This is a genomic window from Streptomyces sp. NPDC019224 (genome assembly GCF_040632605.1).
Taxonomy (GTDB): domain Bacteria; phylum Actinomycetota; class Actinomycetes; order Streptomycetales; family Streptomycetaceae; genus Streptomyces.
The window spans coordinates 74,060-89,476 of record NZ_JBEYCF010000019.1 but is presented as its reverse complement, the minus strand read 5'-3'; the positions used below and the strand labels follow the sequence as shown (position 1 = coordinate 89,476).

The window sequence follows — 15,417 nt, the reverse complement described above, 5'->3', positions numbered from 1 at the left end:
GGCCTTGCCGACCTGTCACGGACTCGCCACACCCGCGCCGGTACGCACAGGCGTCCGGAGGGCGTCCTGGTTAGCATGGCCGGGTTGACGGAACACGAAGCCGAACTTACGGACGGGCTGAGCGATCACATGAGCGAACGAGGCGCACTGCGGGCCCGGCTGGAGCTGCTGGCCCGGGAGATCGCCAAGTTCGGCGTGGTCGGCGCGATCGGCCTGGTCGTCAACATCGCCGTCTCCAACCTGCTGTGGCGCTACACGGACATCCCGACCGTACGCGCGGGTCTGCTCGCCACGTTCGTCGCGATCCTGTGCAACTACGTGGGTTTTCGCCACTGGACGTACCGCGACCGCGACAAGACCGGCCGCGCCCGCGAGCTGGCCCTGTTCCTGCTGTTCAGCGTGGCGGGCGCGGTGATCGAGACCGGTGTGCTGTACGCGGCCACGTACGGGTTCGGCTGGGACACCCCGGTCCAGAGCAACGTCTTCAAGATCGTCGGAATCGGCGTGGCGACGCTGTTCCGTTTCTGGTCGTACCGGACGTGGGTCTTCAAGGCGCTTCCCGCGCCCCCGGAGGCCGGTGCCGGCAAAGAGGCCCTCGTGAACGGGCCGGTGTCCGTGCCGGCTCCGGCCGGGCGGGTCGAGGCGGACACGGCTCGCCGGTAGGCCCTGGGCTCCCGGCGGACGGGCCGGGCCTATCGCACCGGGCGTTCCGGTTCCTCTCTCGGGTGGGCCATGCGGCTCAGGAAGAGGGCGAAGACCGGGGGCTGCTGCTGGAGCAGTTCCAGACGGCCGCCGTCCGCCTCGGCCAGGTCGCGGGCGACCGCGAGGCCGATGCCCGTGGAGTTGCGGCCGCTGATGGTCCGCTCGAAGATCCGCGCGCCCAGGTCGGGGGGGACCCCGGGGCCCTCGTCCGTCACCTCGATCACCGCCTGGTTGCCGGTCACCCTCGTGCGGAGCGCGACCGTACCGCCGCCGTGCATGAGGGAGTTCTCGATCAGCGCGGCCAGGACCTGGGCGACCGCGCCCGGGGTGCCGACGGCGCTCAGGCCCTGCTTGCCGGAGCAGACGATGGCGCGGCCCTCGCCCCGGTAGGCCGGGCGCCACTCCTCGATCTGCTGCTTGACGACCTCGTCCAGGTCGAAGACGACCGCCGAGCCCGTCCGGGGATCACGGGCGTTGGTCAGCAGCCGCTCCACCACGTCCGTGAGCCGTTCGACCTGGGCGAGGGCGATGTGCGCCTCCTCCTTCACGGTCTCCGGGTCGTCGGTCAGCGAGATCTCCTCGATCCGCATGGACAGGGCGGTGAGCGGCGTACGCAGCTGGTGGGAGGCATCGGCGGCGAGCCGGCGCTCCGCGGTCAGCATGCGGGCGATCCGCTCGGCGGAGGCGTCGAGGACGTCGGCGACGCGGTCCAGCTCGGGCACCCCGTACCGCTTGTGGCGCGGGCGGGGGTCGCCGGAGCCCAGGCGTTCGGCGGTCTCGGCGAGGTCGGTGAGCGGCGAGGCGAGCTTGTTGGCCTGGCGTACGGCGAGGAGGACGGCGGAGACGATGGCCAGCAGCGCCACCGCCCCGATGATCATCAGCGTGCGGCCCACCTCGCGGGTGACGGCGGAGCGGGACTCCTCGACGGTGACCTCCTCACCGTGCTCACCCGTCTCCGTGGCGGTGATCACACGGCCGCCGGGACGTTCGCCGACCTCGATGGGAGAGCGGCCGGGCATCTTGACCAGCGCGTAGCGCTTGTCGTCGATCTGCTCGGCCAGCACCCCGGGGTTGATCCGCTCGGCGCCGAGCAGCCGGCTCTCGATGACGCTGATCAGCCGCAGGGCCTCGGAGTCGACGCTCTCCTGGGCGCTGCTGCTGATGGTGCGGGTCTCGACGATGACGAGGGAGACGCCGAAGACGGCGATCACCACGAGCACGACGGCGAGGGTGGAGTTGATCAGTCGTCGGCGCATGCCTGCTTCTGTACGTCAGCTCGGGCGGATGGCGTGGAGCGCGGTCACCCCCCGCGCGTGTGCGTCAGCTCTTCTCGAAACGGAAGCCGACGCCCCGGACCGTGGCGATGTAGCGCGGGTTGGCGGCGTCGTCGCCGAGCTTCTTGCGGAGCCAGGAGATGTGCATGTCGAGGGTCTTGGTCGACGACCACCACGTGGTGTCCCACACCTCGCGCATCAACTGGTCGCGGGTGACGACCCGGCCGGCGTCCCGCACCAGGACCCTCAGGAGGTCGAACTCCTTGGCGGTGAGCTGCAGTTCCTCCTCGCCCATCCAGGCCCGGTGCGATTCGACGTCGATGCGGACGCCGTGCGTGGCGGGCTGGGGGGCGGGCTCGGTGGCACCGCGCCGCAGCAGGGCCCGGACCCGGGCGAGGAGCTCGGCGAGGCGGAAGGGCTTGGTGACGTAGTCGTCGGCGCCCGCGTCGAGCCCGACGACCGTGTCCACCTCGTCGGCGCGGGCGGTCAGGACGAGGACCGGCACGGTGTGACCCTCGGCACGGAGCCGGCGGGCGACTTCGAGGCCATCCATCCCGGGCAGCCCCAGGTCGAGGACGACCAGGTCGATGCCGCCCTGGAGACCTGCGTCGAGGGCGGTCGGGCCGTCTTCCCGCACCTCGACCTCGTAACCCTCTCGCCGCAGGGCGCGGGCCAGCGGTTCCGAGATGGATGCGTCGTCCTCGGCGAGCAGTACACGGGTCATGCACTGATGGTAGTCCGCGGGAGGGACAGGGCGGGTGGTGATCCAGAAGCCCTGCGGGTCTGCGCCCTGTTACCGGAAGGGCCTTCGAATATGCGACTGTGGTCGCCCTCGCGCCTGTGATCCATCTCTCAAGTCCTTCCATAACGGTCTTTGTCATGCCGTATGGTGGCTGAACGCCTATTGCACTACTCAAGGACCTTTGGGCTGCTCTGAGCGCCGAGGGTCTCTTTTGTGTGCGGGGCCGGTACCCGCCGGCCCGGAAGTTTCAGTGAATGACCTGTGGGCCGGGCCCGGACCGCCGATGAGGACGTCTCCGGGTGTGGATCCCGTCGCGGTGGGCGTACCCGCGGCGGTGCCGGCCTCCCCCCACCGGGCGCGTACCCGCTTCTTCGAGGCGTCGCGTCCCGAGCACACAAGGATCGATCATGGCGTCCAGCCTGACGAAGGACCCGTCGAGCACCGTGGGTGGCGAGAAGACCTTCTTCGGCCACCCCCGGGGCCTGGCCACGCTCTTCATGACCGAGATGTGGGAGCGTTACAGCTTCTACGGCATGAGGGCACTGCTCCCGCTGTACCTGATCGCGCCCGGCGGCATGCACATGAGTGCGACCACGGCGACGGCGATCTACTCCGTCTACATGGCGATGGTCTATCTGCTCACCATGCCCGGCGGCTGGATCGCCGACCGGTTCTGGGGACCGCGCAAGACCGTGGCCATCGGCGGCGGCATCGTCATCCTGGGTCACATCACGCTCGCCGCGCCCAGCGCGGCGGCCTTCTTCGCGGGCCTCGTGCTCGTCGCACTCGGCTCCGGCCTGCTGAAGGCCAACATCTCCACGATGGTCGGCCACCTCTACGACGGCCCGGAGGACCCACGCCGTGACGGTGGCTTCACGCTCTTCTACATCGGCATCAACCTCGGCGCCTTCCTCGCCCCGCTGACCATCGGCACCATCGGCGAGAACGTCAACTGGCACTTCGGTTTCGCGCTCGCCGCGGTGGGCATGGCGCTGGGTCTCGCCCAGTTCATGCTCGGTACCCGCCACCTGAGCCCGGAGAGCGACGTCGTCGCCACGCCGGCGACGGAGCAGGAGAAGCGCTCCGTCCTGCGCAAGGGCCTGATCTGGCTGATCGCCGCCGTCGTCTTCTACACCCTGCTGGGCGTCACCGGGAACTTCGCCGACTGGGCACTGCTGCCGATCACGATCGCCGGCCTGGTCGTCCCGATCGTCGTACTGGCCCGCATGAAGCGCGACAAGGATCTGACGGAGACCGAGCAGTCGAAGCTGTCGGGTTACGTCTGGTTCTTCGTGGTCGCCGCCGTCTTCTGGATGATCTACGACCAGAACGGCTCGACCCTGTCGATCTTCGGCGAGGACTCGACGACGAACAGCCTCCTCGGATTCGGCTTCCCGACGTCCTGGTACCAGTCGCTGAACGCGATCTTCATCATGGCGCTGGCCCCCGTGGCCGCTTCGGGGTGGCTGTGGCTGAACCGGCGCGGCAAGGAGCCGAGCACCGCCGTCAAGTTCGCCTCCAGCCTCGTCCTCATCGGCATCTCCTTCGTCGTCTTCCTCATCCCGCTGCTCGACACCGCCGCCAACGGCGGCAAGGTCAGCCCGATGTGGCTGGTCGCGATCTACTTCATCCAGACCGTCGCGGAGCTGTGCCTCTCGCCGGTCGGCCTGTCGGTGACGACCAAGATGGCCCCGGCGAAGTACGGCTCCCAGATGATGGGCGTCTGGTTCCTCGCGGTCACCGCCGGCGACTCCGTGACCGGCCTGCTCACCACTCCGCAGCTCGGCGTCGACCTGAACACCTCGGGCGCCGTCGCCATCGAAGCGGTCATCGCGGTCATCGCCGGTGTCGGCATGTGGATGTCCCGCCGGAAGGTCTCGAAGCTGATGGGCGACGTGCACTGACCGTCCGGACACGGCGAAGGGGCCGCGCACCGATTCCGGTGCGCGGCCCCTTCGCCGTGCGCGTCACGCCGGGGCGGCGAGCTCCGCCCACACGGTCTTGCCGGGCTCGCCCGGCACCCGTACGACTCCCCAGTCCAGACAGAGCCGCTGCACGATGAACATGCCGTGCCCGCCGGGCCGCCCGGCCCGGTGCGGCGTACGCGGCGCGGGCTGGCCCGCACCGCCGTCGGCGACCTCCACGCGCAGCATCTTGGGGCTGTGGGCGATCCGGAGCTCGTCGGGGCCGCCCGCGTGCAGGCACGCGTTGGTGACCAGCTCGGACACGACCAGCAGGACGTCCTCCGCGGCGGCGCGGCGGTCGGCGCTGGAGGCGGGGAGCCAGCCCCAGTCGTGGAGCGCCTGGCGGGCGAAATCACGGGCGGTCGGCACGATGCCGGTGGCCTCCCGCAACGACAACGTGCGCCACTGCCGGTCGGCGGCCTCGGCGGGCCCGGGGGGCTCGGCGGAGGAAACGCCCGCGCCCTCCGGCTCGCGGCCGAGGTCGCCCGGCGGATGCTGCCGGGTGGTGCTCATCAGCGCTTCACCTCACCGATTCACCATGTCGCCGTGGGACAGATACGAACCACGGAACAGATACGAGTACGAATACCGACACGGACACTGATACAGGAACCGCACAGGCGCGGCGGGCCGGGCTGCCCGGGCTCGCCGGAAGATCTCCTGCCCGGCCGAACCGCGACGACACCCCTGTGCCTTCGCGGATCGCGTGACCCACGCGACGGACGAGGCGCCCGGATACCCGGCACGCCGTCCGGTCAGGTCGCCAGGGCCTCGGCGAGCGAGGCGTGGACGGTGAACACCGCCTCCGCGCCCGTGATCTCGAAGACCCGTGCCACCACCGGCTGCATCGCGGCCAAATGAACCCCTCCCCCGGCTGCCTCCGCCTTGAGGCGGGCACCGAGCAGGACGTTCAGCCCGGTGGAATCACAGAAGTCGAGTCGCGAGCAGTCGACCACCAGGCGCGCACGCCCCTGTTCGACCGCGCTCTCCAGCGGCTCGCGCAGCAGGTCCGCCGTGTGGTGATCGAGCTCACCGACCGGCGTCACCACCTCGCTGTGCCCCTCGGTCCGGGCGTCGACCTGAAGCCGCCCCCGGTTCGCACTGCCGACCGTCCCGCGGTCCATGCCCGTCCCTCTTCACCGCTCGTCACTGTCCGCGTCACCACACCTACGGATGCGCGCCAGCTGTCACTGATGTTCTTGAAACAGTACGCGTTCCTTTCGCCACGCGGTAGCGGAAGACCTCAACAAACCGGACATACGCGGTCAATTGGCGGTTGTACCGACCCATGACGAGCGGGTAAGGGTAGGAGGACACCCACAACACGACCGGCTTCGGAGGCGCCGCTTCACCGCAGGAACACGTAGGGGCATCGGCAGCCATATGCCGAGAACGATGGAGGAGACCATGTCACCCCGGCTCGACGTACCGCGTACCCACAACGCGCCGTCGGCATGTCCTCAGGGACCGACCGAATCAGACTCCCCTGCTGCGACCGTTTCGCACGGCACGCGCACCGGCAGCACCAGCAGTGGCAGTGACCGCTTCACCCGCGGTACCGCGCACCCGCACAGTGCCTCGTACCCGCACCGTGCCGCATCAGACAACGAAGGACTCGACGGACTCGAGGGGCTTCCCGAGATCCCGCCCTGCGCCGAAGTGGGGGCGCTGGACGCCAGGGCCCTGTCGAAGACGCTCTTCGCCCGGCTCGAAGTCCTCGAAGAGGGCACGCCGGAGTACTCCTACGTGCGCAACACGCTCGTGGAGCTGAACCTGGCCCTGGTCAAGTTCGCCGCGTCCCGCTTCCGCTCCCGCAGCGAGCCGATGGAGGACATCGTCCAGGTCGGCACGATCGGCCTGATCAAGGCGATCGACCGCTTCGAGCTCAGCCGGGGCGTCGAGTTCCCGACCTTCGCGATGCCGACCATCGTCGGCGAGATCAAGCGCTTCTTCCGCGACACCAGCTGGTCCGTGCGCGTCCCGCGCCGGCTGCAGGAACTGCGCCTCGACCTGGCCAAGGCGGGCGACGAGCTCGCCCAGCGGCTCGACCGGGCGCCCACCGTGGGCGAGCTCGCCGACCGCCTCGGCCTCACCCGCGACGAGATCGTGGAGGGCATGGCCGCGAGCAACGCGTACACCGCGAGCTCGCTCGACGCCAAGCCCGAGGAGGAGGAGCCCGAGGGCGCGCTGGCCGACCGGATCGGCTACGAGGACCACGGACTCGAAGGCATCGAGTACGTCGAGTCCCTGAAGCCGCTCATCGCCTCGCTGCCGGGCCGCGACCGCAGGATCCTCTCGCTCCGGTTCGTCGCCAACATGACGCAGGCGGAGATCGGCGAGGAGCTGGGCATCTCCCAGATGCACGTGTCGAGGCTGCTCTCGCGCACCCTGGTCAAGCTGCGCAAGGGTCTGACGCTGGACGAGTGAGACACGTCCCGCGCCGTGCGCGCGAGGACTGCCGCGTCCCGGACGCGGTAGGCCGCAGCCGCGCCGGGGACCGGCCGTGCGCGTGAGGATTGCCGGAAAGGACCTGCCCCCGGGGGCAGGTCCTTTCCGCGTCTCGGGACGTCCCCCGGGTCAGCCGCCGTACGGGACACCGCGCGGCGTCACGACGCGTTCGCCGGCGCGCCACACCTCGTGGACCAGCGGCACGCCCGGCCGGTACGCGAGGTGGACGTGGCTGGGCGCGTCCAGGACCACCAGGTCGGCGCGGGCCCCCGGGGCGAGGCGGCCGATGTCGTCGCGGCGCAGGGCCGCCGCGCCGCCCGCCGTGGCGGACCAGAGGGCCTCGTCCGGGGTCATGCCCATGTCGCGCACGGCCAGCGCGATGCAGAACGGCAGGGACGAGGTGAACGAGGAGCCCGGGTTGCAGTCCGTGGAGAGCGCGACGGTGGCGCCCGCGTCGAGCAGCCGGCGGGCGTCCGGCCAGGCGGCGCGGGTGGAGAACTCGGCGCCGGGCAGCAGGGTGGCGACGGTCGCCGAGCGGGCCAGGGCGTCCACGTCCGCGTCGGTCAGATGGGTGCAGTGGTCGGCGGAGGCCGCGTCGAGCTCCACGGCGAGCTGGACGCCGGGGCCGTGACCGAGCTGGTTGGCGTGCACCCGGGGGTGCAGGCCCCTGGCGCGGCCGGCGGTGAGGATCGTCCGGGCCTGGTCGCCGTCGAAGGCGCCGCGCTCGCAGAAGACGTCGATCCAGCGGGCGTAGGGGGCGCAGGCGTCGAGCATCGGTCCGGTGACCAGGTCCACGTAGCCGGCCGGGTCGTCGGCGTAGTCCGGGGAGACGATGTGGGCGCCGAGGAAGGTGACCTCGTCGGTGTGGCGGGCGGCGACGCGCAGGGCGCGGGCCTCGTCCTCGACGGTGAGGCCGTAGCCGGACTTGGTCTCGAAGGTCGTGGTGCCCTGGCGCAGCGCCTCGGCGAGGTAGCGGGCGACGTTGGCGGAGAGCTGTTCGTCGGTGGCGGCGCGGGTGGCGGCGACGGTGGTGCGGATGCCGCCCGCGCTGTAGGGGCGGCCGGACATCCGGGCGTTGAACTCCTGGGTGCGGTCGCCCGCGAAGACCAGGTGCGAGTGCGAGTCGACGAAGCCGGGGATCACGGCCCGGCCGCCCGCGTCGACGGCGTTGTCAGTGGCGGGTGCTTTGCTCGACTCACCGGTCCAGACGACGCGGTCGCCCTCGATGACGACGGCCGCGTCCTGGACCAGTCCGAGGGGGGACTCGTCGCCGAGGGAGGGGTCGTTGGTGACCAGGGCGGAGATGTGGGTGATGGCGGTCGTCGTCATCGGGGGACTGCTCTCCTTGTGTGGGAGCCGGGTGTTCACCGGGCCGCTGCTCAGGGGCGCAGGGCGCCGATGGCCCGGGCGAGCGCTTCGGGGACGTCGTCGACCAGCGTGTGCCGCCCGTCGCGTACGAGGTGGCGCCCCGCCACCACCGTGTGGCGGACGTCGGCCGCGGAGGCGGCGAATACGGCGGTCTCCGCTGCCAGCCGCGGCACGGGCCCGGCTGTCCTGACGGAGTCGAGGGCCACGGTCACCAGGTCGGCGGGGGCGCCCGGTTCGAGGACGCCCGCGTCGGGCCGGCCGAGCGCGGCGTGGCCGTCGGCGGAGGCGGCGCGCAGCAGGGCGGCGGCGGTCCAGTGGCCGCGTGTGCGGGTGCGCAGGCGTTCGTTGAGCTCCAACGCGCGGGCCTCCTCGAAGAGGTCGATCACCGCGTGGCTGTCGCTGCCCAGCGAGAGCGGGGAGCCGGCGTGCTGGAGGGCGGCCGCGGGGCCGATGCCGTCGGCGAGGTCGCGTTCGGTGGTCGGGCACATGCAGGTGCCGGTGCCCGTCGAGCCGATGAGGGCGATGTCCTCGTCGGTGAGGTGGGTGTTGTGGACGCCGGTGGTGCGGGGTCCGAGGACGCCGTGGTCGGCGAGGAGCCGGGTGGGGGTGCGCCCGTGCGCGGCGAGGCAGGCGTCGTTCTCGGCGGTCTGCTCGGAGAGGTGGACGTGCAGGGGGGCCTGCCGTTCCTCGGCCCATCGGGCGACGGTGGAGAGCTGGCCGGCCGGGACCGCCCGCACGGAGTGGACGGCGGCGCCGATGAGGGCGTGGTCGTCACCCTTGAGGAGGGCGGCGCGTTCGACCCAGGCGTCGGCGGTCGTGTCGCTGAAACGCGCCTGGTGCCGGTCGGGCTCGCGGTAGTCGGCGGGCCCGGAGCCGAATCCGGCGGAGAGGTAGGCGGTGTCGAGCAGGGTGATCCGGACGCCGGCCGCGCGGGCGGCCTCGATCAGGGCCTCGCCCATGGCGTTCGGGTTGTCGTAGGGGGTGCCGCCGGGCCCGTGGTGCAGATAGTGGAATTCGCCGACCGCGGTCACGCCGGCGAGCGCCATCTCCGCGTACACCGCGCGGGCCAGCGCGTAGTAGGTGTCGGGGGTGAGCCGGGCCGCGACCTGGTACATGGTCTCGCGCCAGGTCCAGAAGGTGCCCGAGCCCACCTGCACGGTGGAGCGCAGGGCGCGGTGGAAGGCGTGCGAGTGGGTGTTGGCCAGGCCTGGCAGGGTGAGCCCGCGCAGCGCGGTCGCGCCGGGCGGCGCGGCGTCCACGCCGGTGCGTACGCGGGCGATCCGCCCGTCGGACACCTCCAGGGCGACGCCCGGCTCGACATGGGTGCCGAGCCAGGCATGGGACAGCCAGTACGTCTCGGTGACGGGCTTGCCCGTCGCCTCCGTCGTCAGCGGCACGCGAGACCTTCCAGTACGTCGGCGAGTGCGGTCACCCCGGCCACGCAGTCGTCCTCGGCGGCGTGTTCGGCCGGTGAGTGCGAGATCCCGGTCGGGTTCCGTACGAACAGCATGGCGGTCGGGACCGAAGCGGACAAAATACCCGCGTCGTGCCCGGCGCCGGTGCCGAGCACGGGGACCGGGCGGCCGGTGCCGTGGGCGGAGCCCTTGAGCAGGGTGCCCAGTTCGTCGCGCAGGGCGTGCTGGAACTCGACCACGGGCGTGAACGACTCGCGTACGACGTCGAGGTCGATACCCGCCCGTTCGGCGTGGTCCCGGGCGGCCCGCTCGACGGCGGCGACGACCGTGTCCAGGGTGTCCTGGTCGGCGGCGCGCGAGTCGAGCCAGCCGCGCACGAGGGAGGGGATGGCGTTGACCCCGTTCGGCTCGACGGCGACCTTGCCGAAGGTGGCGAGGGCGCCGGCCAGTTCCGCCTCCCGGCGGGCGGCGAGGACGGTCTCGGCGTACGTGGGCATCGGGTCCCGGCGGTCGGCGAGCCGCGTGGTGCCCGCGTGGTTGGCCTCGCCCCGGAAGTCGAACCGCCAGCGTCCGTGCGGCCAGATCGCGGAGGCGATGCCGACGGGGTCGCCGGTGAGGTCGAGGGCCCGGCCCTGCTCGACGTGGAGTTCGACGAAAGCGCCGATCCGGGCGAGCCGTGCGGGGTCGGGCCCGATGGCGTCGGGGTCGTATCCGGCGGCCTCCATGGCCTGGGGGAGGGTGACGCCGTCCGCGTCGCGCAGCCGGTGCGCGGCCTCGACGGTCAGCTGCCCGGCGGAGAGCCGGGAGCCGACGCAGGCGAGGCCGAAGCGGGCGCCCTCCTCGTCACCGAAGTTGGTGATGGCCAGCGGCTTGGTGAACTCCGCTCCCCTGCGGCGGAGTTCGTCGAGCGCGGCGAACGAGGAGACGACCCCGAGCGGCCCGTCGAAGGCGCCGCCGTCGGGCACGGAGTCGAGGTGCGAGCCGGTGACGACGGCGTCCCCCGCCAGGGGGTCGCCGAGCCAGGCCCACTGGTTGCCGTTGCGATCGGTCTCCAGCGTCAGCCCTCGCGCCTCGGCCTGCGTCCGGAACCACGCCCGGCAATCGGAGTCGGCCCCGGTCCAGGCGTACCGCCGGTATCCGCCGCTGTCGGGGTGGCGGCCGAGGGGAGCCAGCTCCCGCCACATCTCCTGGAAGGAACCGGCTCGCGGGCCTTCGTTCGGCCGGGCGAGGGGGGCGCCTCCCGCGCCTCCCGCGCCTCCCGCGCCTCCCGCGCCTCCCGCGCCTCCCGCGCTTTCGGGGCCGAGGGGGAGGGCGGGCGCACCGGGACCCGTGCCCGACGCGGTCCCCGCGCCCCCCGCCGGTCCGCCGCCGTCCCCCGATGCGGCCGGGCGCGTCACGCGCCCTCCCGCATCGGCACCCGCACACCCTTGTCCGCCGCCACGGACTCCGCGACGTCGTACCCCGCGTCGACGTGCCGGATGACCCCCATGCCCGGGTCGTTCGTGAGCACCCGCCGGATCTTCTCGCCGGCCAGCGGTGTGCCGTCGGCGACGGTCACCTGGCCGGCGTGGATGGAGCGGCCCATGCCGACCCCGCCACCGTGGTGGAGGGAGACCCAGGACGCCCCGGACGCCACGTTGACCATGGCGTTCAGCAGCGGCCAGTCGGCGATCGCGTCGGAGCCGTCGAGCATGGCCTCGGTCTCGCGGTACGGGGAGGCCACGGATCCGCAGTCCAGGTGGTCGCGGCCGATCGCCAGCGGCGCCGCGAGTTCGCCGCTCGCCACCATGTCGTTGAAGCGCTCGCCGGCCCGCTCCCGTTCGCCGTAGCCGAGCCAGCAGATGCGGGCGGGCAGGCCCTGGAAGTGGACGCGTTCGCCGGCCATCCTGATCCAGCGGTGCAGGGACTCGTTCTCCGGGAAGAGGTCGAGCAGGGCCTTGTCCGTCTTGTGGATGTCGGACGCCTCCCCGGACAGCGCCGCCCACCGGAACGGCCCCTTGCCCTCGCAGAACAGCGGCCGGATGTACGCCGGCACGAAGCCGGGGAAGTCGAAAGCCCGCTCGTACCCGGCGAGTCGCGCCTCGCCCCGGATCGAGTTGCCGTAGTCGAAGACCTCCGCGCCGGCGTCCATGAAGCCGACCATCGCCTCGACGTGCCGGGCCATCGACTCGCGGGCGCGCAGGGTGAAGTCGGCGGGCTTCTCGGCGGCGTAGGCGGCCATGTCGTCGAAGTCGACGCCGACCGGCAGGTAGGCCAGCGGGTCGTGCGCGCTGGTCTGGTCGGTGACGATGTCGACGGGGGCGCCCTCGGCGAGCATCCGGGGCAGCAGCTCCGCCGCGTTGCCGAGGAGGCCGATGGAGAGCGGCCGGCGGGCGTCCCTGGCCTCCACGGCGAGCTGGAGCGCGTGCTCCAGGGAGTCGGCGCGCACGTCCAGGTAGCGGTGCTCGATGCGGCGCTCGATGGCGCGCGGGTCGCAGTCGATACAGATCGCGACGCCGCCGTTCATGGTCACGGCGAGCGGCTGGGCGCCGCCCATCCCGCCGAGACCGGCGGTCAGGGTGATCGTCCCGGCCAGCGAGCCGTCGACCCCCTTACCCGTTGAGTGCAGCTTGGCGGCGACGGCGGCGAAGGTCTCGTAGGTGCCCTGGAGGATGCCCTGGGTGCCGATGTAGATCCACGAACCGGCGGTCATCTGGCCGTACATGGTGAGCCCGAGCGCCTCCAGGCGGCGGAACTCCTCCCAGTTCGCCCAGTCACCGACCAGGTTGGAGTTGGCGATCAGGACCCGCGGCGCCCACTCGTGAGTCTGCATGACACCGACCGGCCGCCCCGACTGGACGAGCATCGTCTCGTCCTGCTTGAGCGTGCGCAGCGTACGGACCATCGCGTCGAACGAGCGCCAGTCGCGGGCCGCCTTGCCCGTGCCGCCGTAGACGACGAGCTTGTCGGGGTGCTCGGCGACCTCGGGGTCGAGGTTGTTCTGGAGCATCCGCAGGGCGGCCTCCTGCTGCCATCCCAGGGCGGTCAGTTCCGTACCGCGCGGCGCCCGTACGGGGCGGGGTCCTGACATGGCGGTGCCTCCTCGCGACTGTGACTTTTCTATTCACATCTTGAGCGGGTGAATAGCCCCAGTCAACAGCCCCGGCCGGGCGGTCTCAGGAGCCGTTCCGTCCGTTTCGCGGCGGGCATTCTCCGGCAACCGCCCGCATGTACCGATGGAAAATGCCAAACCTCCACCTGGAGCGGGCACGATGCGTAGCCTCTGGGTCACACACGAACGCCGTGTCGGAGGGGAATCCGCGTGCCCGGAATCGACGAGTGCCTGCTCGACGTCATGAGACTGCCCGGTGCCAGGGGCGCCGCTGTCGTCGACTGGACGAGCGGTCTCGCCCTCGGCACCATCGGCGACTCGCCCAACGGTGACCACGAGGCCACCGCGGCGGAGACGGCGGAGGTGGCCCGGATGGCGGCCGAACAGCCCGCCTTCGCCGTCGGGCCGTCGGACGCGTCCGCCGCCGGGGAGACGGCCGCGCCACCCGTCGAGGACGTCATCGTCACCACCCGTGCCGGGTACCACATCCTGCGGTTCGTGGAGACGGACTTCGACAGCAGTGTCTTCCTCCACCTGTGGCTGGACCGTGCGGAGGGCAATCTCGCGCTCGCCCGGATACGCCTCGGCGAGATGGCCGAGCGGCTGGTCCTCGCGTGACCGCCGCCCTCGCGGACGAGACCGCCGCCCCCGTGCTCTCCCCCATGCTCCAGCGCCTCGCGGCCGAACGGGCCACCGGCGCCCTGATGCGCGACCGGGGCACGCTGTACCTCGCCGACGGCGAGGTCGTGCACGCCGAGAGCCCCGCGACGCCCGGCATCGACGTCCTGCTCACGCGGGGCGGTGCGCTGCGCCGCGAGGGCTGGTGGGACGCGGTCGCCGAGGCGGGGGCCGGACAGCGGGTCGGGCGGCATCTGGTGGACAGCGGGCGGGTCCCGGGCGGCGCGCTGGAGCTGTGCCACCTGGGCGCCCTGTACGACGCCGCGTTCTTCGCCCTCGCACCGACCAGGACACCGGCGCGTTTCCGGTACGGGGTCGCGCACTGGATCGGCCCCGTGCGCCCGGTCCCGGTGGACGCCGTGGAGCGCGAGACGCTGCGGCGCCGGGAGCTGCTGGACCGGATCTGGCCGGACGCGGCGGTGGACACGGCCCCGCTGATGCGGACGGGCCGCCCGGCCGACGCGCCCGTGCCGCCGGGCCGGCGCCGCGTACTGGAGCGCGTGGACGGGGTGCGTACGGCCACCGGCATCGCGCAGGAGCTGGGCAGGTCCGCGTTCCACGTCCTGGTCGACCTGCGGCGCCTCGCGGCGGCCGGGCTGGTCGAACCGGCCACGGGCCCGGCCGTCCGGGGCGCGGACCGGATCGCGCTGCCCGAGGTCACGGCCGACCCCGACGTCGCCCTGCTGCGCCGGCTCCGAGACGCATTGGAGGCCCTGTGATACGCGCGCTCAGACAGCGTGCCGGAAGGAGACAGCTGATGGTGCCCGAAGCCGAAGCACAGGACGTCCTGGCCGAGCTCCAGCGGTTGAGGGCACGGGTCCCGCTGCTCTCGGGCGCCCTGGCGGCCAGCACCGACGGCCTGGTCCTGGCTCATGACACACCGGGCGTGGAGGCCGAGGGGGTCGCCGCGCTGACCGCCGCCGCGCTGGGCGTCGCGATCCGGATGACCGAGGCGACCGGCCGGAACGGCTTCCGCGAGCTGCTCGTGCGCGGCGAGTCGGGCTACATCGCGACGTACGCGGCGGGCTCCCAGGCCGTCCTGACCCTGCTGGCCGAGGACCGGATCAACGTGGGCCGGCTGCATCTGGAGGGCCGCCGGGCCGGCTCCCGTATCGGCGAACTGGTCGACCAGGCCCTCGCCCGGGCCCCGCAGCCCGCCCCCGTGCCGCGCCCCCCGCAGCAACCGGGCGCCCTCCCCCACCGCCCGACCTGAGCCCCAGGGGAACCACCTGAGCCAGTAGGCCCACCGGAACCACTCGCACCACTCGCACCACGCAACGGAACCGGCCGCAGTGGCCGGTCAGAGAAAGGGAGCACCACTCATGGCGAACACCGAAGCGTCACTGAAGGAAGCGATGTCGTCCATCGAGGGCACCACCGGTGTCGCCCTCGTCGACTACACGAGCGGTATGGCGCTGGGCACGCTCGGCGGCGGCAAGGACTTCAACCTGGAGGTCGCGGCCGCCGGCAACACCGACGTCGTACGCGCCAAGCTCCGCACCATGGAACACCTCGGCATCAAGGACGAGATCGAGGACATCCTGATCACCCTGAGCACCCAGTACCACCTGATCAGGCTCCTCAAGACCCGGGGCAACAACGGCCTGTTCCTCTACCTGGTGCTGGACGCCGGCCGGGCGAACCTCGCCATGGCCCGCCACCAGCTGAAGAAGATCGAGGCGGACCTGGAGGTCTGACGGGGGCGCGGGTGCGGGCCGTACGCGGCCCGCACCCG

Annotated in this window: 15 protein-coding genes; 7 read left to right on the top strand and 8 right to left on the bottom strand. The window is 72.1% G+C overall.

The annotated features are described in order from the left end of the window. Positions 1 to 129 precede the first annotated feature (129 nt). Positions 130 to 663, top strand: a complete 534-nt coding sequence (locus ABZ564_RS15215) for a GtrA family protein (RefSeq protein WP_360855426.1) — start codon at positions 130 to 132, stop codon at positions 661 to 663. A 29-nt stretch (positions 664 to 692) separates the two neighbouring features. Here ABZ564_RS15215 and ABZ564_RS15210 read toward each other — a convergent pair whose 3' ends face one another. After that, entirely contained in the window at positions 693 to 1,958 is a 1,266-nt protein-coding gene (locus ABZ564_RS15210) for an ATP-binding protein (protein ID WP_360855423.1), read from the bottom strand. Between the two features lie 64 nt (positions 1,959 to 2,022). Next, complete coding sequence (locus tag ABZ564_RS15205) at positions 2,023 to 2,700, bottom strand: response regulator transcription factor (RefSeq protein WP_018104033.1); 678 nt, start codon at positions 2,698 to 2,700, stop codon at positions 2,023 to 2,025. A 425-nt stretch (positions 2,701 to 3,125) separates the two neighbouring features. Between ABZ564_RS15205 and ABZ564_RS15200 the strand changes: the two genes are divergently transcribed. Beyond that, positions 3,126 to 4,622: an oligopeptide:H+ symporter gene (locus tag ABZ564_RS15200; protein WP_360855420.1), complete on the top strand. Its 1,497-nt coding sequence runs from the start codon at positions 3,126 to 3,128 to the stop codon at positions 4,620 to 4,622. Between the two features lie 63 nt (positions 4,623 to 4,685). Here the strand turns inward: ABZ564_RS15200 and ABZ564_RS15195 are convergent, their stop codons facing one another. Continuing rightward, entirely contained in the window at positions 4,686 to 5,195 is a 510-nt protein-coding gene (locus tag ABZ564_RS15195; RefSeq protein ID WP_360855418.1) for an ATP-binding protein, read from the bottom strand. 242 nt (positions 5,196 to 5,437) lie between these two features. Next, positions 5,438 to 5,806, bottom strand: a complete 369-nt coding sequence (locus tag ABZ564_RS15190) for an STAS domain-containing protein (protein ID WP_360855415.1) — start codon at positions 5,804 to 5,806, stop codon at positions 5,438 to 5,440. Between the two features lie 283 nt (positions 5,807 to 6,089). Between ABZ564_RS15190 and ABZ564_RS15185 the strand changes: the two genes are divergently transcribed. After that, entirely contained in the window at positions 6,090 to 7,109 is a 1,020-nt protein-coding gene (locus tag ABZ564_RS15185) for an RNA polymerase sigma factor SigF (protein WP_360855535.1), read from the top strand. 150 nt (positions 7,110 to 7,259) lie between these two features. Here ABZ564_RS15185 and hutI read toward each other — a convergent pair whose 3' ends face one another. The 4 genes from hutI to hutU all read right to left on the bottom strand — a co-directional run bounded on the left by hutI (position 7,260) and on the right by hutU (position 12,983). Next, on the bottom strand, positions 7,260 to 8,459 hold the full coding sequence (gene hutI, locus ABZ564_RS15180; RefSeq protein WP_360855412.1) for an imidazolonepropionase: 1,200 nt from the start codon (positions 8,457 to 8,459) through the stop codon (positions 7,260 to 7,262). 50 nt (positions 8,460 to 8,509) lie between these two features. After that, entirely contained in the window at positions 8,510 to 9,895 is a 1,386-nt protein-coding gene (locus ABZ564_RS15175; RefSeq protein ID WP_360855409.1) for a formimidoylglutamate deiminase, read from the bottom strand. Beyond that, complete coding sequence (locus ABZ564_RS15170; RefSeq protein WP_360855407.1) at positions 9,886 to 11,097, bottom strand: allantoate amidohydrolase; 1,212 nt, start codon at positions 11,095 to 11,097, stop codon at positions 9,886 to 9,888. The genes ABZ564_RS15175 and ABZ564_RS15170 overlap by 10 nt, the downstream gene beginning before the upstream one ends. A 209-nt stretch (positions 11,098 to 11,306) precedes the next feature. Continuing rightward, positions 11,307 to 12,983, bottom strand: a complete 1,677-nt coding sequence (gene hutU / locus ABZ564_RS15165) for a urocanate hydratase (protein ID WP_360855404.1) — start codon at positions 12,981 to 12,983, stop codon at positions 11,307 to 11,309. 231 nt (positions 12,984 to 13,214) lie between these two features. Between hutU and ABZ564_RS15160 the strand changes: the two genes are divergently transcribed. From ABZ564_RS15160 to ABZ564_RS15145, 4 genes are all read left to right on the top strand, one after another. After that, positions 13,215 to 13,622, top strand: a complete 408-nt coding sequence (locus ABZ564_RS15160) for a hypothetical protein (RefSeq protein ID WP_360855402.1) — start codon at positions 13,215 to 13,217, stop codon at positions 13,620 to 13,622. A 44-nt stretch (positions 13,623 to 13,666) separates the two neighbouring features. Then, the gene (locus tag ABZ564_RS15155; protein ID WP_360855532.1) at positions 13,667 to 14,401 is read left to right on the top strand and encodes a transcriptional regulator; all 735 of its coding nucleotides are present in this window, start codon (positions 13,667 to 13,669) and stop codon (positions 14,399 to 14,401) included. Between the two features lie 38 nt (positions 14,402 to 14,439). Further along, the gene (locus ABZ564_RS15150; RefSeq protein WP_360855399.1) at positions 14,440 to 14,895 is read left to right on the top strand and encodes a roadblock/LC7 domain-containing protein; all 456 of its coding nucleotides are present in this window, start codon (positions 14,440 to 14,442) and stop codon (positions 14,893 to 14,895) included. A gap of 109 nt (positions 14,896 to 15,004) precedes the next feature. Next, entirely contained in the window at positions 15,005 to 15,379 is a 375-nt protein-coding gene (locus tag ABZ564_RS15145; RefSeq protein WP_360855396.1) for a hypothetical protein, read from the top strand. Positions 15,380 to 15,417 lie beyond the last annotated feature (38 nt).

Bases quoted from the DNA above. Each gene is read 5' to 3' on its own strand.
- hutU (WP_360855404.1), bottom strand. From the start codon at position 12,983: ATGTCAGGACCCCGCCCCGTACGGGCGCCGCGCGGTACGGAACTGACC.
- ABZ564_RS15190 (WP_360855415.1), bottom strand. From the start codon at position 5,806: ATGGACCGCGGGACGGTCGGCAGTGCGAACCGGGGGCGGCTTCAGGTC.
- ABZ564_RS15145 (WP_360855396.1), top strand. From the start codon at position 15,005: ATGGCGAACACCGAAGCGTCACTGAAGGAAGCGATGTCGTCCATCGAG.
- ABZ564_RS15195 (WP_360855418.1), bottom strand. From the start codon at position 5,195: ATGAGCACCACCCGGCAGCATCCGCCGGGCGACCTCGGCCGCGAGCCG.
- ABZ564_RS15205 (WP_018104033.1), bottom strand. From the start codon at position 2,700: ATGACCCGTGTACTGCTCGCCGAGGACGACGCATCCATCTCGGAACCG.
- ABZ564_RS15210 (WP_360855423.1), bottom strand. From the start codon at position 1,958: ATGCGCCGACGACTGATCAACTCCACCCTCGCCGTCGTGCTCGTGGTG.
- ABZ564_RS15155 (WP_360855532.1), top strand. From the start codon at position 13,667: ATGCTCCAGCGCCTCGCGGCCGAACGGGCCACCGGCGCCCTGATGCGC.
- ABZ564_RS15215 (WP_360855426.1), top strand. From the start codon at position 130: ATGAGCGAACGAGGCGCACTGCGGGCCCGGCTGGAGCTGCTGGCCCGG.
- ABZ564_RS15170 (WP_360855407.1), bottom strand. From the start codon at position 11,097: ATGTGGCGGGAGCTGGCTCCCCTCGGCCGCCACCCCGACAGCGGCGGA.
- ABZ564_RS15150 (WP_360855399.1), top strand. From the start codon at position 14,440: ATGGTGCCCGAAGCCGAAGCACAGGACGTCCTGGCCGAGCTCCAGCGG.
- ABZ564_RS15185 (WP_360855535.1), top strand. From the start codon at position 6,090: ATGTCACCCCGGCTCGACGTACCGCGTACCCACAACGCGCCGTCGGCA.
- hutI (WP_360855412.1), bottom strand. From the start codon at position 8,459: ATGACGACGACCGCCATCACCCACATCTCCGCCCTGGTCACCAACGAC.
- ABZ564_RS15200 (WP_360855420.1), top strand. From the start codon at position 3,126: ATGGCGTCCAGCCTGACGAAGGACCCGTCGAGCACCGTGGGTGGCGAG.